This window comes from Paenibacillus taiwanensis DSM 18679, from assembly GCF_000425125.1.
Classification (GTDB): Bacteria; Bacillota; Bacilli; order Paenibacillales; family Paenibacillaceae; genus Paenibacillus_B; species Paenibacillus_B taiwanensis.
This window is the reverse complement of record NZ_KE384306.1, coordinates 859,530-883,822: the sequence shown is the minus strand read 5'-3', so window position 1 is coordinate 883,822 and position 24,293 is coordinate 859,530. Positions and strand designations below refer to the sequence as shown.

Below are 24,293 nucleotides of genomic sequence, written 5' to 3'. Positions count from 1 at the left end.
AAATTAACGTTGATCAAATACAATTCCTCTAGTTACGTTTGATGAATCAACAATTAGACTAGCTTTAAATTTACCGCTTGGATTTACGTATGTATCTAATGATTCCGTTGTCGCCAGTAATATTGCACTGTTCGGCATAATAGCGTTATTAATCGTACCGTCAAGGTTCACATCGTAACCATAGGAGATTCCAGGGTGGCTAGCGTTTGCCACTTTATTTTTACCCGTAATTACACGTATTCCGAACTGCTCCTTTTGATTAAATTTGCGAATGGCGTTAACGACCTGCGAGCCGCTTACAGTCGTATTGTCATAGACCGTAAATGAAGCTTTGCTTAATTCGGTCTGTATAGAAGAGAACTCATTCTGTGCCGTCTTTGTCGCTTCTTGTGCAGAAACAAACAACAATACAACGATAGTAATCAGTGCAATTGTTAAAAATATACCTGCTGCAACTTTAAGCGCCGATTGGGCATTATTCATTAAGATCATCCCCTAGAGATGTTGAATTTGTGTAAAAGACTGATTCATCTGATGAGCACTTATCCATACTAACGGGAGTACTAAATATAAAAACGTAATTGCATACATCGGAGCAAATCCAAGCCATTTACCCCAAACTGCCTTCACCTCCACGCTTTGCTCTTCTTGTTGACGCCTCCACTCTTGATCAAATAGCCAATTTTGCTCCACATCATCAAATGCTTCTTTTAGTGGTACATGTTCATACGCCGCCTCCAATTGATCTACAAACCTTACAAATTCGGGGTACGGGATATTACGCCGCAGTGTAGTAAGTGCTTCCTCTGCTCCACTTTCCCACATCATCTGACAATGTAACAACGCACCACGGCAACTTGTTGAGCTTCGAGCCATCCAATCCAGTAACTGTTCCGCCGTCATTCGCTCAAACGATCTTAATAACATAGTCAAAGCATAAAATTGACTTAGTTCAATCCGAATGTCCATCGTACGGATACGCCTTTTCAATACAAGCTGTACGCTTGGGAAATAATATCCGATTACGCCAGCCATTATAACGATTAGCACTTCCCACCACTTAAATCCGTTGTACATAAATTCAGTATGTATTTCTACAAGACGTTCGCTCATCTGTTTTATTGCCTGTTGACTCCATTTCGGATATTGGGTAGTTATCCGCTCTCGCAGCACCTGCTTCTGCTCACTAATGGACAAGGTCGCCAGCTTTTCATCCTTCACCCAATGTTTTAATCGTTTGATGTGTTGTCTGTCTTCATCCGCTAGCTTACTTTCGCCAATATCGCTAGACACTGGCGATTGCCATCCCGAAGGTGCAACAGTTGTTGACAATAACGTCGTCCATCTCCGATCTTTGTTCAATAATTCATAGTCAATACTCAAGTGAATACCGATACATATAATCGCACTGAACAAAAGGCAAACAACGGATACTAGCAGACGACGTTTGTACCACGCCACAATCGATATTCCTACATTGGACTCCTGTAACGAGCGCACGTTTGCCTGAAGCGTTCGACTCGGAATGTGTTTGATCCAATTTAGGACAACAACATGGATCCATCTGGATTGTAGAATGCGAGTAGCGGAAAAAGTGTGGAGTTGTGCACGGACAGTAGTCGCTTTGTAATATTGCAATTCCCCCAGCAATCGATGGCACGCCAATACAATTGCAACTACAACAACTTTGACAAACCACCCCCACTTGCTCGTGTAAAATTCATTCATTGAAGGAAAACAGGCTCTAGCCCACTGTTCGATGGGGGATGCAAAAAGTACAGGTATTACCGCGATAGCTTTAAGTCCACTCATATGTATGTTAAGTTTATGGCGCAAAAGCTGTTCTGTGTGCATCTCACGAATTAACATCGAGATGCCTTGCAGAAAAACAGATGATCGCTGTTCATTCAAAGGATCTCCATATTCAGAGACCATCCTGCTCAACCGCGCAAACAATCTAAAATATCGATGCGGCGCCGCTTCATCATAAGCTGCCAAGGCTGACTCATCCTCTGGATCGACTATACAACGTAACAGTCTCTCACCATGTGGTCTTACAAGTGGGGCCGAGTGTTGTAACGCCTCTTCAATGGAGAGTTCAATCATACGATGACGATGATAGTCATGCCGAACATAAGATAACATGCCAATCGATTGATGAAGCAACTTCCGTTCTGCCTTATCAACAACGAAATCTATATATAAACTTTCAGCCACACTAAGTACGATCAGAAGCATTAACACTGAAATCCAGTCCTGATCAAACATGCAAAATACAAGGATGACAGCGACAATTGTCCCAAACACTCCCCACATCACTTTGGCCGTCTGTTCTCGCAATAACCACTCATCGTAACCGTACAGCACACTTAGCCTAAGACGTACTTTTTTGACTTTTGACTGAATTACTGGAATACGATTCAAAAGACGATAACTTGTCCGAATTACGCTTCGTATACTTGAAATATCTGTTCGACGCTCGAAATAAATAACCTTATGCCACGGTGACCGTTCCACTCTGTTGATCCTGATCCAGATTGCGAGGGCACACATACTACTTAATATAAGAACAACAACTAATATGTTGTTAAATGACATGTGGCTTCCCCCTTGAAAATAGCCAGTTCCGGCAAGCCTGATTATCTTCCTCTGTCATTTCCTTAAGCATGGTTGCTGTTAATTGCTCCGTCAAACCTTCTGCCCATATGTATTGGCCATTTTTAAATTCCATAATATTACGATAACTATACGAATGTTGATTTAAGCACTGTTTGTAATAGTCGCTTGCCACCTCAATAAATGACGACCAGCTGCTGATTGGAGCGTTCCTCGTCATCTCCTCCACATCTTCATCTAACAAAGAACTGGGATGCCGTGTTTTTAATAAGGGGATGCATTCCGTTATACGTTCAATATATCGCTTGCCTGTAGGGTCTCTTGCCAGATGAACATTTACATGAATTATTGAAGCCACTTGTTGCTCCGCAATTTTTTCATCATGAAACATCCCTGTCTTTAACAATGAATTTCGCAGGGACATAATCAGATCGGGAAACGTCTTGGCGTGATGGGTGAACACCGTAAATAAACTGGCAACTTGGGCCATCTGAATCATCCATGCCGCAATGGGGTCTGTAGACACCTCACCTAATATATGAACAGATCCATCTGTTTTCTTTTGGACGTCCAGACCTGCTTGTCCACTAATACGCTCCGTCTCACGTAATGTTAATATGTTGCGCTCTGGGTATAGTTGGCGCAAATGAAGCTCAAATGCCTGTTCCTGCACTCGAAGCGGATAAAACGGATAAATGGCCTCCACAATCGCCATCAGAAGTGTCGTCTTACCGGAGCCTTGCGCGCCAGTTATCGCCGTCACACAAGCTCCCTTCATTAAATACCGTAACAATTGAATCACGTCTTGTGAGCCTTTATCGGGAATAAGCTTTTCAAGAGATGGATTCGTCCTGTCGAACTTTCTCAAGAAAAATGCCCACGACTCGGAGAAAGGAGGACGCATAACTACAATCCTTGATCCATCTTTCAAATCATTAACTCGATAACCGTCTGCTTCTGTTAAAGGGCCAGGTGTCCTATACTTATAGATGTTATGGCATATACGTCTCAGTTCAGCATCATTTCCAAAGCTTAAAAATGACATACGGATAGATTTTCCTTTATAAAACAGCCACACACTGTCATAGGAGCGCGAAGCAGTGGGATGAGATCGAGATTGTTTATTGTCTATTTCATGAACGCGAAAACCATTAGCATATACTTGCTCAAATGTTGAGGTGGACATTCCGCTTACTCCCCCAGATATGCCATCAACACGTTGATCACGCAGTTCATCTATGACGGACAAACCTTTATATTGTTCATAAATACGTTGAGTTATAAGGCGAATCCGCATTTTGTCCTGTAAATGAATACGTTCTTGACGAAACGCTGCATCTATATCCTTCTCGCTAATTTCATAAGACGGTTCCCACTGACCATTTGAGTTATAGTGGTGTCTCATTTGATCCCATTTATATTTCTGAATAAGCTCATGCATAGCATCTGCACCATATCGTTCTGTATAAACAAACAGTAAAATATCAAATTTGTCTTTAATGCTCATTTCGGATGCCCTATGGAAAGGAATTAACAAATTATATTGCGCTTCTGTCCAAACAACGTGTGCAGTAATCAACTCTGAAATGATATCCTTGACGAACTCCTTCTGAGTTCGGTCCCCACTATTACATACACGTAATGCCCGACGCAATGATTCTCGACGTGTGAATTCTCTTCGATACGTCTCATCATTATCGTAATGATCCAGCAGCGGATCACTCGTCCATTGCTGGATCGTCTCACGTACCATTCGAATCAATTCCTCCCAGTTCCACATTGTGCTGGAGGAATGCTGCGTCTTGTGCTTCCGCCTCCACTTTCGCCAAATAAGGGCACTAACTATAAGCAATGTCGTCATAATTATGAAGAGCACCCCGTAGAGCTTAAACATTATCCCCACTGCCTTGCACCGTCCCATGACTGGCGTCCTACTGCATTGGAACAAACAATGATATGTTCAACAACCTTATCCATGCCTCTTAATAAAGGTACATGCTCCCCTTGACCCATGCGATAGCTTAACCTCATTAAATAAGGTAATAAGGTTCCAACCGCACTGCTATTACGGAGTGCTGAATCGTAAGGAACGGCAAACATGTGATGAGATTTGTATTTTCGCTTCAAATGAGTTAAGCTGATCGACAATTCTGGATCATACATGTTTATGATGCCTAATCGGTACTTTGATCGGGTTCCACTAGGCAAGGGATCAGATTCAAATCGAACTACTTGTGGACTACGAACTGTGTTCGTGCGCGCCTGATTCATAATCTGAATTAGACCAAAACATTCTTCAGCTAACCAATGAAAGCAGTTATATTTGCTTGATAGGCTGCACTCCTCTCGTTCCTCCTTCGTTGTAGCTGCAATCGAAATGTCACGGACGTTCCAATCCCATATAACGATGTCATAAGCAGTAGTCATCCAATGAATACAGCTCGACATAAGTGCGGTCATTTCATTAGAATGGTCATCCCTAGTGTCAAAGAGATCTGGTACTCGAATAATGTCCAACTTAGGAATTACTGGAGTTGTACATGACACAAGAAGCTCAGCATTTAACTGATGTGACTTTAAATATCGCTGGACAGCCGTCCAACCATCAGGCACATCCCCATATCGCGCAGAGGAAGTTGTTACGTGTGCCGAATGATATTTTGAGCTGCATAACAATTGTTCCGCCCCATTATTTAACTCGTCATTATGTACAATTAAGACACGCATACCATGTTGTACAGCTAACCTCACCGCAAGGATAGATGCAATAGTTGACTGCCCAAATACATGGCGAGATGCAGGAGATAAGCACCAATGCTTACATGGCATTATGTAACCACATCCCCTTCTGTGGCTGCTTCATACAATGACGCCACGCTTTGTCGGCAAGCGGGCCAAAATTCGATTCCACAATTTTTCGCCATGCCAACTTGGTAGCACGAGCATATATCGAGACATTGATTATATCCTCAGTTTCGTTGTTCAGCTTTGCTGTCCAATCGGATTCATCGTATGGTATGACAACACTTTCGCTGGCTGAATGATAACCCGATGTATGTAAAAGTCTTTCTACGTACAACTGATCCTGCTCTTTGTCTATTGCATGCAAAATAATAAACTGCAACTTACCATCCAACTTTGTGTCATGCAGTAAGCTAAATGTAGTTAGCCATTCCAAGTTCCTGTGCAACGAATGACTTTCCACCGTCTGCACAATATATCTTGCATGCGCCTCGATAAATAAGGGCGCTTCACTAAAAGCAACACGATCTGTATCGATAAAAATATCGTCATATTCACTAAGCTGAATATTGTACCCATTAGCTAGTTCTTCTAGCTCATCCCAATTCATGACGGCTGACACTGTATCGATCCCTTTCCAATGGGACCATTTTTCTTTTGTCAACCAAGTTTGATTGCGATACTTTAGCCATGGTGACGACATGGCATCAACTAACAGCACTCGCCGATTTAATCTGCTCAGCAACGTGCATATGCCGAGCAGCATGTCACTCTTGTCACATGCCCCAACAAAATAAGAAAGTTTCATCTCGTGTTTATCTCCTTGTCTAATTATTTAGATGGTTTCATTTCAAGCTCAGGTATTACTTCATTTATAGTGGAATTAGGTAGATGTCGATCAGTATCGTTTGAAAAGGTTGGTTGAGCAATTGGTTTTGGAGAACTGTTCGACTGATGCGAGGGTGCTGCAGAGCCCCCATCTTCTTCAGATGAACGCGGTGTGGTATCGTTCTGCTGCCCTGTAAATGGAGACAGCGGCAGCACGTTGGGATTCGTACTCATTAATCCTGGAGTAGACATAACCGGCTCCTTGCTACCTCCATAAACACGGGGTTGCCCGCTAGCAAAATTGCCTCGTTGAGGGTCCACTACTCTTAATTTATCCAATTGGGATTCCAATACGCGACGGGATTGTGCCGACAGCACCGCCTTGGAGGTTTTAATTATGTTAGGGTCTTTATCTATCAATGCCAAAACTTCAGCATTAACCGGATAGTTGATAACCGCTGGTTGCTGTAACATTGGATCAACGTAACGGACTGCATATAATTGAGCATTATTCACATAAGCATCGACACATGCACTTGACAGCATTAACAACTCCTGCTCTGAAAGTTGCATCCATACAATAGCCGGCTTGAGCTTCTCCACCATTTTGTGAGACAACACTACAAAATCTTGACCATCCGCAAACCGGATCCGTACATCCAAAACGTCACCTTCCAATAATTCAAGTGGAAGCTGAATAACTGCTGTCTCCATCCAGCGGACATCGTCCGCTAATACATCCCCTGCTACTAGCATTGATGCCAGCACAGGCGTCCGTGCGGTAACATCCAATTTAAGCAGCTTTCCCACGATATCCTCCTTTCTCGTAACTTGTTGATCGGGAATCCACATTGCTGGTAGAACAACTCGTTCAATGTCCTGCTCAGTTAGTGGATATCCCGACTGTAAAGTCTTCTTGAATCTCCATACCTGTTTAACTCCAGATGAAGAATTGGTTATCAACTTCGGGGAAGATGAGACTTGCTTCCGTGCCTTCTCTATATCCATCTCCAGTCGTTGGCGTTCCTGTGACCACACATGCTGCGAGTAAACGATAACAGTACCACTTATAACGCCTACACAACTTGCACTTATTGCTCCAGCAACTACAATTAGCCTCGTTTTCCTCGTCCAACGTTTGATCACAGCATCACATCCTTATTACAATCTCACTTTACTTATAACTTTCTGGTAGGAATTAGCCACTTCGGCCATGCAAATCTGCGCCTTTTGTGTCTATTTATTCCTGTCCAGGATTGCAGCCACTTCCAAACGTCTTCATTCCCACTAAACGGGTCAGCACAAGTCGGTATAGAAATGACTTGCTGACTAGCTTGCTGCGCAGGATGCTTGAGCAGATCAGCATCATCGTAATGCGGGACACCATAACACCAATAGCTATATTTCCTTGACGCAAAAATGTTCACTGCTGCTGTCGTCTCCTGTTGACGCCAAATCGCAGCCGATCCTACTAATAAGCTGAAGGTTGCCCTCATAAACTCATCCATGCCGGTATGTGCATGCACACTACCCAAGTCAAGAACGACGTAGCGGTATTCCGTCTGCAAATGAGGTAATATGTGACCTTCATGCTTCTCTTTAAGTTGTGGTAAGCTTAAATACGTAACCCCTCTCCACTTAAACGGCTTATCAATATCTCGCCCACTACTTTGCCCTTCAACCGCCTGTATAATAGGGTCAACAACCGAACTAGAGTGGATCTCGTTACTATAATCCATATAAGCAACCTGAACTTTAAGCCAATTACTTAAAGCATGTGCGATCATAATTGCAGTGTGAGTAGTGCCTGCACCATCTCCTGAACCCATAAGAGCAAATACTTCTCCCCGTGATAATTGCATACGCTTACCCGAGCTGTCTGTAGGCACAGCAGAAAAGTCGCTTGTGAGTAACGCATTATCGTTACGCTTCGTATATTCCTGTAAAACATCGCGTAATTGTTCTGCGCTCTGGTACCTATTTTCCGGATTATTATCTAGCAGCCGCAGCAACACAGAGGCAAATTGCTCGGGCACATCCGAGCGCAGCACCCCTCCTTTAAAATCAGACATGCCATACCATCGTCCATCTGTTAGCATATAGGCCATCAAAGCACCAACTGCATATAAGTCTGTACGCGCATCACTTTGCTTGCCGGCATATTGCTCTGGCGCTGCAAATCCAACTGTACCTAGCTTGATCGTATCTGCGTACGCATCCTCCCTCATCTGTCGCGCAATTCCAAAATCAATTAACTTAACTCCTCCTTGAGCTGTTATCATAACGTTAGATGGCTTCAAATCCCGATAAATAATAGGAGGAACATGCTGGTGTAAATAGCCCATTGCTGCGCACAACTTAATGCTGTACTCCATCGTCTCCAAAAATGAAAAGGACTTCTGTATCATACGCTCTGCAATCGTCTCTCCCTCGATATACTCCATCACCAAATAGGCGTGACTGCACTCGTCATGGGGAGGAAAGAAATCTACAATCAAAGGTAAATGGGGATGCTTTAACTCCGTTAACCATTGGGCCTCCCTAGCTAAAGGGTACTGATTATGTCTTAACGGGATGGACTCTTTAATAGCCCATTGCTTGCCCATCAGTCTCTCATCTCTGGCAAGATATACGTAGCTCATTCCGCCCGTACCGATCAACTTCATAATGCGATAACGCTGCGCTAACAAACTACCCTCCTGCAATCTTGACGGCACACGCACTTTATCCCTCCTTTTTCATGCAAATACACACAAAAAAACCCGAACACAGCCTATGGCCGCGCTCGGGATGCTTTCCCACATTTGAATATTCTGGTACGTGATGATGTCATTATAAAAGGCAAACTTTCATTTGTCCACACTTTTTTTCCACACTGAAGTCACACTGCTTTCCACACTGCATTGCATGCTGATTTATTTTACACTACAAAAGTGTAAAGGTACATGTTGCACCGTGAACCGCATAATAACTTACAATATTAATATTTCATCATATACAACGTAATTTCATCTCGATTGTGAAACAGCTGCTTCGCACGCACAATTTGTAAATGTTCTGCAAACATTTCCATACAATCCCGGATCGTTTGCAGCGGCTTTTTATGCATTAACTTCACCGTAACGATAACTGTTCCTCCAGGCATCACCGCATCAAGCAACTGGATAACGAGTTGAGCTGTATGCTTTGGACTCCAACTCATATCACATACGAGCAGGTCAAACTCATGCGGTTCAAATGCCACCTCACCTGCATTCCCTTTAATGATCGAAAGTTGCGGATGGTCAATTAGGCTCGGATGCATATTGGCAGGATCGACTGCCGTTACTGTCAATCCTCTCTCTAATAATAGACTCGTCCATCCACCTGGCGCTGCTCCGATATCCAACGCATTCGAATAAGCGGACAAATCTACCCCAAATGTCCGTTCCGCCTCCAACAACTTAAACTTTGCACGTGAGATTTGGCCTTCTTCACGCTGGAAACGGATGGCTCCACCCGGCCAGTCCGAACCTTGATTGGTAAGTGTCGCCATACCTGCATAAATGTTCTCTTGATGCTCAAAAATTGAAATAACATACTGAGGCTGTTGAAGGATCACCTTCGCCCCCTTACTTTCCAACGCATCTTTTATAAATGACTTAAGCGAACGCTGTTCTGCTTCATCCGCTCCTTTGCCACTTCGACGCAAATGGATCGATACAGCATCTGTAGATTGAATAGCAATCCCACTTCGTTCTTGCATCATCATTAACAAATGCTCCGCTTGCTTTGCGGTAGTTAGTTCTGTCGCTGCCATTACAACTTGAACTGGAAACATGTCCCTAACAAAAATGACAGGTTCGGCGTTCATATCATGCCAGATGGCATTCACTTCACGTGGAAGCTCCATAAGTGCTACTTCACCTGCAACAAAGATCTGACTCTTAAGCGTAGCATACCTGCGTCGCAGCTCTTCTTGAGCGTAAGGGATATAGCCATGATTAGACGTTATAATCCAGTGCGATGACCCTTCATAATTTACTGGTAATTGTATTTCTTTAATGTTTATTTCTGACAAAGTATAATTCCTCCAAGACTACATGTTTTGCTGCTTGTACCCGTTCTCCATTTTTCTTCTAAGCTGCTCATACAAATAAGTCACCGATTGCATGGCGTATATGTATTGAGGTGGAGCTGATATATCTTGATGATCCCATATAATTAGACAGGGCACACTTTGTATTTGTAATAAAATAGCCGCCTTTGCTGCATCATTGATGTTCATCCCATATACTCGGCATAGCGGCAATGCATCAAGCGCAATCTCTAACATCTTCTCACCAAGCGCACAAGTTCCGCATAAAGGCGAATAAACATACACTGCATCCAGTTCAGCTCTTAATGTGCCACCCTGTACATGATCGATGAGCTGTTGAGCGGATATCGACTTCATATTTTTCCTGCACTTGCTTCCAACAGAACTTCAGCAGGCATAGGACCATTTATAAGGAGCACATGATCAGGCTTATGCTCATATAGCATCTGATACATACGTTGTCTCCCAATTGCGCTTGAAGTATGCAAATAAATACGACGTGCAAACAGCTTTCGACGAATCATCTCACGAACGAGTTCAGTACCTGTTGGCTCATCTGGACCTAGATCATGATCAAGCGATAAAATATCCGTCTCTTCATTTTCAAGCAGCAGCAAGCATTCCTCTGCATTTTTGGCTAATACGAATCCTGTTGGACATCGCCGCCAGTCATCCAAATAAACATGTATCATGGTATCCCTCCCATGCCTTTTAATCTGTGTAGCAACTATTCTCACCACAAAAAGTAAATTATGCTGCTAATAGTGATGGGAGGTATGATCATTTAACGCATACCAGGTTCGTATTAATTCCCATTCTTCGCTATGCAGTCGTTCACCCGATTCAGGCGTTTCTAAAATAAACATCTTTCCTTGCAGCTCTGTAGACGTTAACAACTGCTCCATCGCAGTAGGACTGATCTTCCCCTGCCCAATTGGCGCGTGTCGATCTCGCTTACTGCCATAGGCCGCTTGAGCATCATTCACATGAACAGCTGCTACATACGGCCAATAGTCCATGTGCCGGCCATGCTCCAGCAATCGGGCCGTACCATCTGGTAGATTTGCATTCCACATCCCACTGACGTAAGCATGGCAAGTATCTAAGCAAAAACCGATCTGGTCTGGTTTACGGCACAAGTTACGAATGTGCACACATTCTTCCAACGTTACACCCAATCCACCATGAAGACCAGCTTGATTTTCCAATAAGATTAGGGCATTTCCATGCCAAGAGTCCGTTACTACATTTAGCATCGTGATTATATCACGATACCCCTGCAACTTGTCACGGTGCTTGATCACACCAAAATGAACCACAACCCCAACCGCTCCGCAGGCATCAGCAATAACAAGATCGTTAAGCAAGCTCATCGCATGCGCCTTAAATAAAGTGTCATCCGCTTGCATCGACGTAGCTATATTTAACACATATGCAGAGTGAATAATGGTCTGGATGGAAGCACCATCCAACAACAGCCTGCACTCGTGCGCATCATGCTCGTAACCGATTTTTAGCTGCAAACTGCGTGGATTTTTAGCAAAAAACTGAAAGCAACTGCATCCCTCTAGCTCAGCTAACCGGATGGCTGTATTCCCCATTTGTGTGAAGCTGCCATGTGAGCGTATGTGACAACCGTAACGAAGTGGACCTTTCTTCGACAACATCCTTATGCTAGTCTCCGTATTAAAAGCCCAACATTAGCCACATATCTGGCGTGCACTTCGCAGCTAGACGCCTTGCGGTACACTAACCTTAACATGCTCTTCTTGGCAACTCGGACAAAATACAGCCGTTTTCCCACTAATGCGCAGTTCTTCTAATTTTGTGTTACATTGGTAACAAGGCTCTCCCGTGCGCCCCGTTACCGCATACGTATGCTTTGCTTCTTCCGGTTCCTCAATCGCTTCATGCAGCCATTCCACCATCGTTTGATATAAGACGCCCCAATCTTCATCCGTTAATGTTTCAATACGGACAGAAGGAATGAGACCTGCACGATAACTAATTTCATCTGCTATTAACGGCGTTAATCCTGCAATAATAGCGGGGTTTGTTAACGCTGTTTTTAAAGATGAACGGCGTTTGGCAAATCGACGTTTAAACAATTCAATCGTCAAATTACGTGATAACGGCTCTGGTCCCCAAGCCTTTAGCTGCTCATCCAATTCTTTTGCCGTTATCCATTGGAGCGACAATGTGCGTGCTCCTGCTATACGCCAGCTGCCTTGTTCGAATTGGATTTCCATTTGCGGCTTGCTCGCATCCACTACGGCCTCTGCCTCATCGTGACTAAAGCTGAAATAAGCATCAACACCTACGTGCAGCAGTAGACGTTTTCCATCATCCAGATGAAAAATAAATGCTTTCCCTCTACGTTCTACAAAAAGTAACTGACGACCTATCACAGCAGCGGACAACTCAGCCAGAGACACATTGATCCAAGATTCCTTTTGTACCTTTATTTCACGGATACGCTGTCCGACAAAATGCTGGTCGAGCTTTCTGCGCTGTTGTTCAATTTGCGGTAATTCAATCATGCTTACATCTTCCTCTCTATCTCTAATTAACGGCCCAGTTGTATGCCTAACCACTTTTTCATGTCATGAAGGTGTGGACAGACAATCTCAGGGCTCACACCAGACTTCTCTTTATACGATGCTAAATTATTGGAAGTGGTCACACCTGTAAGGACTAATGCCGTACGACACCCCGCTCTTGCCCCTGCCAACATATCCGTCATCATATTATCCCCGATTACAAGCGTCTCTTCCGCCTGACAGTTTAATCGTTCCAGCGCCACCTTCATAATTATTGACGAGGGTTTACCGATCAAGACGGGCTCCGTTCCCGACGCTGCTTGAATCGCCGCCATTAACGTCCCCGCCCCCGGTGAAAATCCTTTGTCCGAAGGTAACATGTAATCCGGATTTGTAGCAACAAAAGCTGCCCCACCTCTAATGGCACAAGCGGCCGCCTCAAGTTTCTCATATGAAAATTGTCGATCGATTCCCTGTACAACAACGTCAATCCGCTTCTGCCATACATCTTGAGGCTGATCCGTCCATTCCACCCCTGCTTCGGCTAGCGCCGAACGAAGTCCTAATTCTCCAATCATATAAACAGACTTCCCCGTGAACTTGCTGGAAATGTAGTGAGCTGCTGCCTGAGCAGACGTGAGCACATCCTCCGCCTTCGCCGGTATCCCCATAGATTGCAGCACATCCGCAACTTGCTCAGGTGAACGTGATGAGTTGTTCGTGACAAATAAAAAGGGAACGTGCCATTCTAACATGGCGTGAATAAGTTCGTCTGCTCCTTCAATTCTCGTTGAACCTTTAAACATCGTCCCGTCCAGATCAATCAGTGCGTGAAGCTGACGTCGATTCGTTACATCCATCTCCTAATTCCTTTCTTCCCCAACAACCAATTCAGTTAGACGCATGACTAACAAGGCTGCACGAAGTGAAGTGTTCCACGTGCCTTATCCTACTAAAATATTCAGGATTGTTACTCTCTTCGCAGCCTTTCGACTGTATGGTCAGCAGCCTATTGGTGGGATTGTGAAGCTATAATATGATCTATCCAGCGTTCTACCGCATATCCGTCCGCGAGCGTAGGTGTAATTTCAGTCCATCTCATATCCCCTGCGTGTCGAAGCACAAAGTGATGAAGCGCCGCAAAATGACTATCCTGAAATACCCCCATCGTCGCTTTCTCATCTGGAAGCAGTTCTACAGCATCAGGTACAGGCAGCGCAGGAGATGAACCGCTAATGAGATGCAGCGTTGGTTGTGTATCCCGTTCCAAGTCACAAATAATGCTGCCTTTTGTCCCTACTATATCTAGTCGGAATTCATCCGCACCCCATGCGATACGTGATACTTCAACTTGTCCTCTGACTCCTTGCTCCGTCTCATAAGTCATCGTAGCCCAATCATCTACATGAACGCTGGTCATTTCCGATGAGCCAGCAGCCGTTGGCCTGCGGGGGACAAAAGTATGTGTCTTGCCTTCTACATACTTATATTCCCCGAACAAATGGCGAATCAAATCAAGGGCATGCACTCCGATGTCAGTTATTGCGCCGCCCCCTGACATAGTGTCGCTTAAACGCCAACTAACAGGGCGATTTGCATTAAGATAGCTCGAACGCATATACGAAATTTTGCATTGCAGTACATCCCCGATAATACGTTCTTGCAGCCAAGCTCTAACCCGCATAATAGCAGGATGATAACGAAATACAAATGCAAGCTGTTGCGGATAATCCACTGGTACGTCCTTTAGCAGCGACGCTGTGTTGGCCGCAGATTCTGTTACCGGCTTTTCACAATATATAGCAAGTTGATTGGATACCGCGAGTCGAACTTGCTCTGCATGCATCGCATTAGGTGTGCAGATGCTTATTGCCTGCGAAGTTCCCGCTGTCAGCGCTTCCTGCAAATGACTTGTTACATGACGAAACCCGATCTGTTCTGCCTGTTCACGCAACACATCAGGCCGTCGGGTAACTAATGTATCCAGAACCGGTGTAACCGGAAGTGACTTTATTATTGGCATGGTGCGCAAGGCAACCAGATGCGTTTTGGCAATCGCCCCGAATCCTACAATTGTAAATACTAGTTTGTTCATGGGGTACCACCCTTCTATGTATGTCATACATATATTCACTGCCGATGCAGCTTCATTCATTGTAAAGAACCGCTCGTCAGCATGCAAGAGCTCAAGCACAGCAGTTTCGACGAAAAATGACGAAGTCCTCGGAAGTTATGACAGAATTTGTCCCGTGTAAGGGTGTTGCGCGGACAAAGGTGTCAATTCCTGCGCTTTCCCGGAAAATAATATGCTGCCACACACATGAACTTCCGGCAGATGAAAAAAAGAAACGGATATTTCACCGTCTCTTGTATCTCTCTTAGTGTACCATATTTATTATACGTAAGGAGGTTCCCAGCCTTTCTTGTTCCAGCCCATTTTGGTATCAATCACATTGTAATCCACGTCAAGCACCACCTCGACTCGAAACGGAAATCGATGATTATGCCAAAAACGAACATCACTACATATAACTCGATAACCTTCCTGCCATTGTTGGCACTGTATGTTTACTCGCTCCGCAAAAGACAGAAAAGCTCGCACTCCATCTGTTGTCATCGCTCGGCTAACCGCCTCCGGCTGCGTATGTGATTTAGCATAAGTACCTTCTTCTGTAATAAATCGATTGTTCTTAATCCAGCCTGTCACAAAGCAATCCTCCTGTTCTATGAGAAACTGCCAACGCGACCACCTGATACCAGGAATTAACTGTACATGAACTGCATCCGCATAGGACTGTCGAAGCATCGAACGTACATCTGCATGCACAACTGTTCTCCAGCCAATATACAAAGCGGTAAGTACATACACACTAACAAACCACATCACCGCTTCAGCTCGCGGCAGCCATAACCAGCTGGATAACGCAACAGCATGAATACTAAACAAAAACGGATCAAACAAACACAACACATCTAAATGTACCCATTTACGTGTCCAAGGCCTAAGAACTTGTATCCCGTATGCGTTAAATGTATCAAGCACAATATGAAACAGAACAGAAGCACAACTCCAAATCGCTAAAGTAGGCCAATGATCCCACACTCCAAACAAGGCAGCGATAGGTATAGCTATAAGTAGAGGCCAAAGTAAAATGGCAGGGAGCGTATGCGTCCACCCCCGATGATGTCTAATATACGCGGAGTAGCTATGAAGCCTAGTTACGGTGTCAAAGTCTGGTGCGTGAGCACCAATTAACGATGCAGTCAAAACTGCATAAAATAATGGTGTCTGTCCGGCAATTGAAGGGTCCGCACAAGCTAACCCTGCCAATGTAGCGCCAAACAACAAATGACTCCCCGTATCCATAAGAACTCCTCCTCGGCATTAGAGGGTGGCATTTTTGTGCTAAGCTTTCGTATAAACGTAAATTCAGCACATACCATAACCCTTCCTAGCAAGAGCATACCGAAGGAGCGTTATCAGAACATTTTATCCATGTTAAGATGTCGTAATGATATGATGTTCGTCTGCCAGTTCTGTATTCGGAAAAATAGAAACGGCCTCTGCAAGCAATTGTTGAATTAATTCCTCATCCTTATACCTAGAGCTGAAATGCGTTAATGCTAACTTCTTGGCGCCTGCTTTTTGTGCAATCGTAGCTGCTTGCTTGGCTGTAGAATGGCCAAATTCATGTGCATTTTCCGCCTTATCCTCCAGGAAAGTCGCTTCATGCACTAACAAATCCACATGACGCGCTAACCGAACCGCATTGTCACACGGGCGAGTATCCCCCAGTATTGCTATTTTCTTGCCTGGAATCGCCTCACCTAACACAGAAGCTGCAAACACTAATTCGCCATCTGGTAATTGAACGTCTATGCCTTGCTTTAGTTGCCCATACAAAGGACCTGGCGGAATCCCTTTATCTCGCAGCATCTCAAACTTTAAACGACCAGGACGATCTTTCTCTTGAATCCGATATCCAAAGCTCGGAACACGATGTTCTAGCGGCAATGCTGTTACCGAAAACTGATCATCAGACCATACGATGCCTGCCTCAATTTCTTTAATTAACAAGGGATAAGGCACTTCCGTCTGACTAACTTCAAATACAGTCTTCATATACTTCCCCAGTCCTCTTGGTCCAAACACCGTTAACGGTGTTGTGCCGCCTTGATGAGCTCTGCTTGATAATAGCCCAGGGAGCCCGAATAAGTGATCTCCGTGCAGATGGGTAATAAATATAAATTCACACTTACTTAATTTGAGAGGCGAACGGAGTATTTGATGCTGTGTTCCTTCTCCACAGTCAAACATCCAAAAGCTTCCTCGTTCTTCATATAATCGAAGAGCCATACTGCTAACATTTCGTCTAGTCGTCGGCATCCCTGCTCCTGTACCTAAGAAGTAAACGTCCAAAGTAACACTTCCTATCATCATTAATGTAATTAACATTTAGTGTCGTTATATTTAGAGATATATTATATGTAATGGTATTGCCGAAAAGCCCCTGCATCTAATCCTAGATACAGAGGCTTTATTATCCCTACAATTCCCTATGCTTTATCCACGTTAAAGTATTGTGCTTGTGGATGTGCAAACACCATCGCGCTTACCGACGCCTCCGGTTCCATCATGCAGCCCTCTGTTAGTATAACACCAATATCCTCCGGCTGCATTAAGCGAAACAGCGGCTCCTGGTCCTCCAAATTCGGACACGCAGGATAACCAAACGATACTCGAATCCCTTGATATCGTGCACCGAACCGTTCCTTCATCGTCATATCCTCACGGTCCGGATAGCCCCAAGTCTCACGCATCATATGATGGATGCGTTCAGCCAAGCCTTCGGCCATCTCAAGCGCCAGCGATTGCAGCGCATGCGAGCGCAAATACTGCCCTTCCTGCTTCATAACATCAGCATGGTCACGAATTGCCCTTCCCGCAGTCACTACCATAAACCCTACGTAATCCATGACGCCGCTGTCCTTCGAGCGAAGGAAATCCGACAAACATAAATACGGCTCCACTTGTTGACGTGGGAATGTAAAGGTATGCAGCACCTCTGACACCTTGTCTGGGTTGTAGATATGAATGGAATCTCCCTCAGATTGTGCCGGGAAAAATCGGTACATAGCGTTTGCCTGAAGCCAACCCTTCTGTGAGCCTTCACGGAACAATTGATCAATCGTTTCCTTTAGATCAAGCGCTTTTGGATCTCGTGCCGCGAATAGTTGATCTACATTGCCTTTTAGGCCAAGATGGTGCCCGAGCAGCATCTGCATATTAACATATGGGATGATCTGCGGAGTAGGTATATCCCGCAGTACATGACGGTCCAAGTCAGGCGGAATGTACACATCCGCCTCCTTAATGTTCGATCGCACCGCTCTTGTCAGCTTAGGCAGCGCTTGCTGCTGTTCGCCTTCCCTTGCCAATCGTTCCTTATGAGAGCGAAGTTCTTCTACGAGTACTTGTCGTTCATTTGAGTTCATAATCTTATTCGCCAAGTCCAAACCATCCATAGCATCCTTCGCATACAACACAAGTCCATCATATTCAGGACTAATCCGATTTTTTGTGAATTTACGGGTTAATGCTGCGCCTCCAACCATTATAGGCACATCAATACCTGCTGTACGCATGTCTTGTGCCGTAATAACCATTTGCTGCGCGGATTTGACAAGCAAACCGGACAGCCCGATTGCGTCTGGTTTCTCGCGGCGATAAGCATCGATCAAATCCTGAGGAGGCACTTTTATACCTAAGTTAACGATTTGGTAGCCGTTGTTGGCGAGGATGATCTCGACCAAGTTCTTGCCAATATCGTGTACATCACCTTTAACAGTAGCTAGCAAAATTTTGCCTTTAACTGCGGATTCGTTCTTTTCCATGTAGGGCTCAAGAAAAGCAACTGAGGCTTTCATCACCTCTGCACTTTGGAGAACTTCAGCTACAATCAGCTCGTTGTTGTTAAACAAACGGCCAACTTCCTCCATCCCCGCCATTAACGGTCCGTTAATAATTTCAAGTGATGTATATTTGTCAAGCGCTAAAGTCAAGTCTGGAATTAAGCCCTCTTTTGTTCCTTCTACAATATAAGCACCTAGTCGCTCTTCCAAAGGCAAATTGCTCGTTTTCTCTTTTTTCTCCACCTTGCGGTCTCGAAACGCTGCTACAAAGGTAGCGAGTGTCTCATCATTCGTATCATAAAGCAGCGCCTCTGATAACTTCCGTTCATGTTCAGGAATCGAAGCATAACGTTCCAGCTTTTCCGTGTTTACAATTGCATAATCAAGCCCTGCCTTTGTACATTCGTATAGAAACACAGAGTTTAGCACTTCACGCCCTGCTTCTGGCAGTCCAAACGAGATGTTGCTGACGCCGAGTATCGTTTGACAGTGCGGCAACGCTTCTTTGATCAACCGTATTCCTTCTATCGTCTCTTTGGCTGATCCGATATATTGCTCATCGCCTGTCCCTACTGGGAAAACAAGCGGATCAAAAATAATATCCTGCGGCTGTATGCCAAATTGATGAACTAAAATATCAAAAGAACGCTTCGCCACTTCTAGTTTGTCTACTCTAGTAATCGCCTGCCCGCGCTCATCTATCGTACCTACGACAAGCGCCCCTCCATAACGATGGACGAGTGGAACAACCTGTTCGAATTTATCCAAGCCATCTTCGAGATTAACAGAGTTAATGATTGCTTTCCCTTGCGTATATTTTAATGCCAATTCAAGTGCTTTTGCATCTGTCGTATCAATGACGAGCGGCACTTTGACCTTTTTCACAACTTCTTGTAAAAACAACTTCAAATCTTCAGCTTCGTCTCGGTCCGGATCTTGCAAACAAACGTCAATAACGTGCGCGCCATTTTTAACTTGAGCACGTGCTACTTCGGCTGCTTCCTCTATTTTGCCTTCAGCAATTAAGCGCTTAAATTTTCTTGATCCGAGCACGTTTGTACGTTCACCAACCATGTAAGGTCGACCATCATTTTCAATATATACAGTCTCGATTCCAGATACAGCAGGTGGATGCTCGCCAAACTGGCGTCTAGGCTCATATTGAGCAAGAGTCTCCGCCAGTACACGGATATGTTCAGGTGTCGTGCCACAACAACCTCCGGCAATGTTCAACCAACCTTGCTCTGCAAAGGCAGCTATTTTGCGTGCTAATGATTCCGGTGATTCATGATAATGTCCATTCTCATCTGGTAAGCCTGCATTCGGATAGCAGCTAACCGCTGCGCTTGCGATACCAGCCAACGTTCTGAGGTGATCTCTCATAAATTCCGGACCTGTAGCACAGTTCAAGCCAATTGAAATCGGCTGCAAATGTTCAAGTGAAACATAGAAGGATTCAATATTTTGTCCTGCAAGTGTCGTACCCATCGGTTCAATCGTACCGGAAATCATAATGGGAAGTATTTTCCCTCTTGCTTCCATCGCACGTTGAATCCCGATTGACCCCGCCTTCACATTAAGCGTGTCCTGCGAAGTTTCTAGTAACAGCGCATCTACTCCACCATCTATTAATGCAAGCGCCTGCTCATAATAACTATCCACCAGTTCATCAAACGTGACTCCACCTGTTACCGATAGCGTCTTGGTTGTAGGCCCCATAGCACCTGCCACATAACGTGGATGATCTGGTGTCGTATACTTGTTTGCGGACTCAACGGCAAGTCTAGCTGCCTCCAGATTTAACTCTACTGCCCGGTCTTGCAGATCATATTCTGCAAGAACTACACTTGTTGAACCGAACGTATTCGTTTCAATAATGTCGGCGCCTGCCGCAAAGTATTGATCATGGATGCTGGAAATGACATCCGGACGAGTTAATACAAGCATTTCATTACAGCCATCCAAATGTTCCCCACCAAAGTCATCTGGCGTGAGATCAGCCTGCTGTATCATAGTGCCCATAGCACCATCTAAAATGAGAATGCGGTCTTGAAGACGCGCTTGTAATGCCGGTTTATTCATTCCTCAGCCCACCCTCTATGTCTGCTCTGTCTAAAAACGTTAGAACTAAGTTTAACAGAACTCTTACCAATAGGAAAGATGAGGATTACACGATTGAAAATGTTTCTTGCCCAATCATTTCCTCTGTACTATAATACAATTTAAGTAATCATATTGGAGAAGTGAGGGATTCACATGGCACAGATTCGAATTCGCAACACGAATGAATTGATCACCGGAGAAGAGCGCATCCAAGCCTTTTTAGAGGCTCAGGGCGTGTTATATGAGCATTGGGATGCTGGCAAGCTTGCACCGGCATTAAGAGATAAATTTGATTTATCAGACGATGAGAAGCAACAGATTCTGGAGACGTTTGATGTTGAGATTCGTGATCTGGCGCAACGTCGTGGTTACTTGACGTGGGACTTGATCTCACTATCTGACGCTACACCGAACATCGAAGAATTGTTGAAGAAGTTTGAGCAAGTCCATACGCATACAGAAGATGAGGTACGTGCGATTACTGCTGGTGAAGGATACTTTGTAATTAAAGGCTCCGACGACGTTGGTTATATGGATGTGTTAGTTGAGCAAGGTGACGTTATCTCTGTCCCTGAGAACATTCCTCATTTCTTTACTTTATCGGAAAGACGCGAAATTGTGGCGGTCCGTCTATTTATTGAGACAGAGGGCTGGATTGCACATCCATTCGAAGATCCTGCATTTATTAAAGCTTAATAAGCTTATCTTGCTAACCCGACAAGGCTTACGCCTGTCGGGTTAGTTGCACCTAGCTGCGTCTCACCACTGTTTCGTATCACTCACACCTTTTTAATACAAAAAGAACAGCCTCTTGTGCCTAGAGTCTGTCCCCTTCTATCATCTTACTTCTTCACTTCAAACGACTTCTTTGGCATCGAATGCATGCCATTTGCAGATACATGTGATATGATCGTATATTTACCTGGCACCGTAAATGTTTGTTCTAATTCATAATTGCCATCTGCTTTCACACCGACTACTTTTTTCTGATGCTCTGCACCCTCCAGCCACCATTCAAATTCAACCTTTTCAGCGTCATTGATCGGTTTTTCCTGTAACGTAACATGCGCTGTAAATACAGCCGGTTCATTAACCTTTACTTGCTCAGGGATTTGAAGTTCAACAGCAATCAAATCCATCTGGCCACCAAGCGCCTCAATGTCCATCCCCATACTGTGACCTTCATGACTGGAGTTGGTCCCTTTGTCGTTAGAGCACCCTGTAATAAGTGCTAATATAAGTATGGATGCTAAGGCTGTTTTCTTCCACATCGCAAGTTCACTCCTTATGTATGCTTGTCACACTGTGTTAGTTTACATTATATCCATCATATACCTTTTCGTTATAGCTCGATAGAGCTATATCTTCACTGTACTGTGAACTAATTATGACAATTATCACATACAACATCTACAACACAGTAATAAATGTAATTCTTACGACTACTATGAAAAAGAACCTGCACATGTGCAGGTTCTCATTGAATACGAAGTATTAATCTAGTGGTTCATAATGGTCGCACAAGCGCTGCATAAGGAATTCTAATCAAGCCCCATCATACAGGCATGATCCATCCTTATACAGCAGCTTGTTGATTATCTATGATCTGTATAATGTCAGTTATTTGGTGTAAACTATTAACTTCAAATTCGGGATGTACCGCTCCTGATAACTCTTGATTCGTTCGGTTAACCCAAGCGTTGTGCATGCCGACATTAATAGAACCTTGGATGTCAGTCGTTAACTTATCACCGATCATCAATCCTTCATGCGGCTTAATACCAAGCAAGGACATCGCATGTTCAAACAAACTAATGGCTGGCTTTCCTTCTGCAAAATTGCCCGATATTACTATGTGTTCAAAATATTGAAGAATATCTGGCACACCATCAAGTTTCTCCTGCTGAAGGCAAGGAGCACCGTTCGTGAGCAGCAGTAAAGGGTATTGTGCCTTTAGCTGTGCCAACACCTCAAATGTCTCCGCATATACATAAGGTCGCTGACGGCGCTCTTTCATAAACAAATCGGCACAAACGCTTCCTAGACCTTCATCATCAATCCCAAGCGCACGAAGACCCCGCGTCCACGCTTCAACGCGATACTGTGGAACGACGCGCTCAAGCCTGCGAAACTCTTCATGTTCTCCACCTGTGAAATGGGCCCACAACGCTTCAAATGGGTTAATGCCAATCCGCTTTGTGAATTCAAACGTATCATATGATGCATATAACGTGCGAGCTGCTTCACGTACTTCATGTTGCAGGGCGTCGGGATTAACTCCCGACACCGTTTGCGCATACTTGCAAGTTTCTGAAAATGCTTCCTCTACACTGCGTTCATCCCATAATAACGTATCGTCCAGATCAAATAATACTGCTTTGATTGTCATTCCTTACCCCCCGATTCCACTTACTTTGACAATTGCTCCAGCTCAATCTGATGTTGATTAGCAAACTTAGTTAAACGCGCACCCATTAGCTCTGTATCATAACGATTCATCACGCGTGAAAATACCCAGTTGGCACCGCGCTTTGATTGTTCGATTACCACATATCCCGGTTGAATCGTAATCTTCTTGATATCCTTGGCGTATAGCACACGTACTCGGTTCCACTTGGTAGTCATGATGTTGTCTCGGCCCACCTTTAGGAACGGCCGCTTTGCAAACAACACCACTCCTAGCCCAATGTACGCAATGACAGTCACCCAATACATCAAGGTCGATTGTTCCTTGCTCCAGAACATGCTTCCGATAACAGCATACATCAGTGCTAATATAATAAGAACAGACGGCAGAATAAAATTTCTTCCTCTGTACTCGTCATATTGCTCTTGCCCCACTTGAATAGCTGGCTTGCCGTGTTTTTGCAGTTTCTTGTTTAACACTGAACTGTTCTTGCGTACTTTACGTTCCCAACTGCGTGACATTACGATAACGACCTCCTAGATATAGGTGTAACGACTGTATATTTCGAGCAAAGATCGAAAAAAAATTCACATAGCATGATAGAAGCGCGAGCGCTTGCTTGAGTCTTACAGCGCTTGTCCATGTAGAAACTGTGGAATCTCTGCACTCGGATCATAGCATGCCACAGCCAACTTTGCTCGAAAATGTGCAAGAAGCGAAGCACTATAGTAGTGTTCGCATCTCACATGATCTATTTCATTTAGTGAACCGTGCCTGAAGACGGATCTTGCTGCTCTTCGTCTTCGGCCCACCGAATATTGTCCAAATTATTACGCACTTGCTTCCTAAATAAGGCTAAATACTGTTCACGCAATTGGGCACGTTCTGCTACTTCTTCTTGAGTCAGACCAACCGTCTTATGCTTGCGTGCCAGCTCATTAATACGTGATATCATCATATCGATGTTCATATTCTACCTCCATGTTGTACTGGCGTTAACCTTTACTTTGACATGGCGAAAGAATGTTGTCAAGCTTGATAGTATGACAGCCTAAATCAATAACTG

Annotated in this window: 22 protein-coding genes; 1 reads left to right on the top strand and 21 read right to left on the bottom strand. The window is 44.4% G+C overall.

The features are described 5' to 3' along the window. Positions 1-3: 3 nt before the first annotated feature. From H509_RS0112885 to metH, 17 genes are all read right to left on the bottom strand, one after another. A complete protein-coding gene (locus H509_RS0112885; protein WP_028545447.1) occupies positions 4-483 on the bottom strand; it encodes a hypothetical protein in 480 nt (159 codons plus the stop codon). 12 nt (positions 484-495) lie between these two features. Next, positions 496-2,598, bottom strand: coding sequence for a hypothetical protein (locus H509_RS0112880; protein ID WP_028545446.1), 2,103 nt, complete (start codon positions 2,596-2,598; stop codon positions 496-498). Next, complete coding sequence (locus tag H509_RS25190) at positions 2,588-4,477, bottom strand: ATPase, T2SS/T4P/T4SS family (RefSeq protein ID WP_211234334.1); 1,890 nt, start codon at positions 4,475-4,477, stop codon at positions 2,588-2,590. Before H509_RS25190 ends, H509_RS0112880 begins: the two co-directional genes overlap by 11 nt. Before the next feature lie 32 nt (positions 4,478-4,509). Continuing rightward, on the bottom strand, positions 4,510-5,343 hold the full coding sequence (locus tag H509_RS0112870) for a hypothetical protein (RefSeq protein ID WP_211234333.1): 834 nt from the start codon (positions 5,341-5,343) through the stop codon (positions 4,510-4,512). Positions 5,344-5,434: 91 nt separating this feature from the next. Next, complete coding sequence (locus H509_RS0112865; RefSeq protein WP_028545444.1) at positions 5,435-6,166, bottom strand: hypothetical protein; 732 nt, start codon at positions 6,164-6,166, stop codon at positions 5,435-5,437. A gap of 23 nt (positions 6,167-6,189) precedes the next feature. Further along, the gene (locus H509_RS25185) at positions 6,190-7,332 is read right to left on the bottom strand and encodes an SAF domain-containing protein (protein WP_051287046.1); all 1,143 of its coding nucleotides are present in this window, start codon (positions 7,330-7,332) and stop codon (positions 6,190-6,192) included. A gap of 32 nt (positions 7,333-7,364) precedes the next feature. After that, positions 7,365-8,909 (bottom strand): serine/threonine-protein kinase, encoded by a 1,545-nt coding sequence (locus H509_RS25180; protein WP_036697011.1) that lies wholly within the window; start codon positions 8,907-8,909, stop codon positions 7,365-7,367. Positions 8,910-9,166: 257 nt separating this feature from the next. Beyond that, the gene (locus H509_RS0112850) at positions 9,167-10,246 is read right to left on the bottom strand and encodes an SAM-dependent methyltransferase (RefSeq protein ID WP_051287044.1); all 1,080 of its coding nucleotides are present in this window, start codon (positions 10,244-10,246) and stop codon (positions 9,167-9,169) included. Positions 10,247-10,264: 18 nt separating this feature from the next. After that, positions 10,265-10,621, bottom strand: a complete 357-nt coding sequence (locus H509_RS25175) for a YbbN family protein (RefSeq protein WP_051287042.1) — start codon at positions 10,619-10,621, stop codon at positions 10,265-10,267. Continuing rightward, positions 10,618-10,956, bottom strand: a complete 339-nt coding sequence (locus H509_RS0112840) for a cyclic-phosphate processing receiver domain-containing protein (RefSeq protein ID WP_028545442.1) — start codon at positions 10,954-10,956, stop codon at positions 10,618-10,620. Before H509_RS0112840 ends, H509_RS25175 begins: the two co-directional genes overlap by 4 nt. A 66-nt stretch (positions 10,957-11,022) precedes the next feature. Continuing rightward, positions 11,023-11,931 (bottom strand): deoxyribonuclease IV, encoded by a 909-nt coding sequence (locus tag H509_RS25170; protein ID WP_036697008.1) that lies wholly within the window; start codon positions 11,929-11,931, stop codon positions 11,023-11,025. A gap of 63 nt (positions 11,932-11,994) precedes the next feature. Then, a complete protein-coding gene (locus tag H509_RS0112830) occupies positions 11,995-12,804 on the bottom strand; it encodes a DNA-formamidopyrimidine glycosylase family protein (RefSeq protein WP_028545441.1) in 810 nt (269 codons plus the stop codon). A 26-nt stretch (positions 12,805-12,830) separates the two neighbouring features. After that, positions 12,831-13,664, bottom strand: a complete 834-nt coding sequence (locus H509_RS0112825; RefSeq protein WP_028545440.1) for a TIGR01457 family HAD-type hydrolase — start codon at positions 13,662-13,664, stop codon at positions 12,831-12,833. A 149-nt stretch (positions 13,665-13,813) separates the two neighbouring features. Then, complete coding sequence (locus tag H509_RS0112820; protein WP_028545439.1) at positions 13,814-14,899, bottom strand: Gfo/Idh/MocA family protein; 1,086 nt, start codon at positions 14,897-14,899, stop codon at positions 13,814-13,816. 300 nt (positions 14,900-15,199) lie between these two features. Next, the gene (locus H509_RS0112815; protein WP_028545438.1) at positions 15,200-16,171 is read right to left on the bottom strand and encodes a metal-dependent hydrolase; all 972 of its coding nucleotides are present in this window, start codon (positions 16,169-16,171) and stop codon (positions 15,200-15,202) included. A 132-nt stretch (positions 16,172-16,303) separates the two neighbouring features. Further along, positions 16,304-17,224 (bottom strand): ribonuclease Z, encoded by a 921-nt coding sequence (gene rnz / locus H509_RS0112810; protein ID WP_028545437.1) that lies wholly within the window; start codon positions 17,222-17,224, stop codon positions 16,304-16,306. Between the two features lie 137 nt (positions 17,225-17,361). Continuing rightward, positions 17,362-20,799 (bottom strand): methionine synthase, encoded by a 3,438-nt coding sequence (gene metH, locus H509_RS0112805; protein WP_028545436.1) that lies wholly within the window; start codon positions 20,797-20,799, stop codon positions 17,362-17,364. A gap of 174 nt (positions 20,800-20,973) precedes the next feature. Between metH and H509_RS0112800 the strand changes: the two genes are divergently transcribed. Next, positions 20,974-21,516 carry a 1,2-dihydroxy-3-keto-5-methylthiopentene dioxygenase gene (locus H509_RS0112800; protein WP_028545435.1) on the top strand — a complete coding sequence of 181 codons (543 nt, stop codon included), beginning with the start codon at positions 20,974-20,976 and terminating at the stop codon, positions 21,514-21,516. Positions 21,517-21,662: 146 nt separating this feature from the next. Here the strand turns inward: H509_RS0112800 and H509_RS0112795 are convergent, their stop codons facing one another. The 4 genes from H509_RS0112795 to H509_RS0112780 all read right to left on the bottom strand — a co-directional run bounded on the left by H509_RS0112795 (position 21,663) and on the right by H509_RS0112780 (position 24,197). Further along, entirely contained in the window at positions 21,663-22,091 is a 429-nt protein-coding gene (locus tag H509_RS0112795; RefSeq protein ID WP_028545434.1) for a FixH family protein, read from the bottom strand. Positions 22,092-22,396: 305 nt separating this feature from the next. Further along, positions 22,397-23,209, bottom strand: coding sequence for an HAD family hydrolase (locus tag H509_RS0112790; protein ID WP_028545433.1), 813 nt, complete (start codon positions 23,207-23,209; stop codon positions 22,397-22,399). A gap of 20 nt (positions 23,210-23,229) precedes the next feature. Beyond that, the gene (locus H509_RS0112785) at positions 23,230-23,748 is read right to left on the bottom strand and encodes a hypothetical protein (RefSeq protein WP_028545432.1); all 519 of its coding nucleotides are present in this window, start codon (positions 23,746-23,748) and stop codon (positions 23,230-23,232) included. Positions 23,749-23,987: 239 nt separating this feature from the next. Further along, positions 23,988-24,197 carry a DUF896 domain-containing protein gene (locus H509_RS0112780; RefSeq protein WP_028545431.1) on the bottom strand — a complete coding sequence of 70 codons (210 nt, stop codon included), beginning with the start codon at positions 24,195-24,197 and terminating at the stop codon, positions 23,988-23,990. Positions 24,198-24,293 lie beyond the last annotated feature (96 nt).

What these genes read in the sequence shown, in the direction of transcription:
- H509_RS0112785 (WP_028545432.1), bottom strand. Translation starts at nt 23,748, where the DNA reads ATGTCACGCAGTTGGGAACGTAAAGTACGCAAGAACAGTTCAGTGTTA.
- metH (WP_028545436.1), bottom strand. Translation starts at nt 20,799, where the DNA reads ATGAATAAACCGGCATTACAAGCGCGTCTTCAAGACCGCATTCTCATT.
- H509_RS0112795 (WP_028545434.1), bottom strand. Translation starts at nt 22,091, where the DNA reads ATGTGGAAGAAAACAGCCTTAGCATCCATACTTATATTAGCACTTATT.
- H509_RS0112880 (WP_028545446.1), bottom strand. Translation starts at nt 2,598, where the DNA reads ATGTCATTTAACAACATATTAGTTGTTGTTCTTATATTAAGTAGTATG.
- H509_RS0112815 (WP_028545438.1), bottom strand. Translation starts at nt 16,171, where the DNA reads ATGGATACGGGGAGTCATTTGTTGTTTGGCGCTACATTGGCAGGGTTA.
- H509_RS25190 (WP_211234334.1), bottom strand. Translation starts at nt 4,477, where the DNA reads ATGACGACATTGCTTATAGTTAGTGCCCTTATTTGGCGAAAGTGGAGG.
- H509_RS0112820 (WP_028545439.1), bottom strand. Translation starts at nt 14,899, where the DNA reads ATGAACAAACTAGTATTTACAATTGTAGGATTCGGGGCGATTGCCAAA.
- H509_RS0112825 (WP_028545440.1), bottom strand. Translation starts at nt 13,664, where the DNA reads ATGGATGTAACGAATCGACGTCAGCTTCACGCACTGATTGATCTGGAC.
- H509_RS25175 (WP_051287042.1), bottom strand. Translation starts at nt 10,621, where the DNA reads ATGAAGTCGATATCCGCTCAACAGCTCATCGATCATGTACAGGGTGGC.
- H509_RS25170 (WP_036697008.1), bottom strand. Translation starts at nt 11,931, where the DNA reads ATGTTGTCGAAGAAAGGTCCACTTCGTTACGGTTGTCACATACGCTCA.
- H509_RS0112870 (WP_211234333.1), bottom strand. Translation starts at nt 5,343, where the DNA reads ATGCGTGTCTTAATTGTACATAATGACGAGTTAAATAATGGGGCGGAA.
- H509_RS0112865 (WP_028545444.1), bottom strand. Translation starts at nt 6,166, where the DNA reads ATGAAACTTTCTTATTTTGTTGGGGCATGTGACAAGAGTGACATGCTG.
- H509_RS0112840 (WP_028545442.1), bottom strand. Translation starts at nt 10,956, where the DNA reads ATGATACATGTTTATTTGGATGACTGGCGGCGATGTCCAACAGGATTC.
- H509_RS0112830 (WP_028545441.1), bottom strand. Translation starts at nt 12,804, where the DNA reads ATGATTGAATTACCGCAAATTGAACAACAGCGCAGAAAGCTCGACCAG.
- H509_RS0112885 (WP_028545447.1), bottom strand. Translation starts at nt 483, where the DNA reads ATGAATAATGCCCAATCGGCGCTTAAAGTTGCAGCAGGTATATTTTTA.
- H509_RS0112790 (WP_028545433.1), bottom strand. Translation starts at nt 23,209, where the DNA reads ATGACAATCAAAGCAGTATTATTTGATCTGGACGATACGTTATTATGG.
- H509_RS0112800 (WP_028545435.1), top strand. Translation starts at nt 20,974, where the DNA reads ATGGCACAGATTCGAATTCGCAACACGAATGAATTGATCACCGGAGAA.
- H509_RS0112780 (WP_028545431.1), bottom strand. Translation starts at nt 24,197, where the DNA reads ATGAACATCGATATGATGATATCACGTATTAATGAGCTGGCACGCAAG.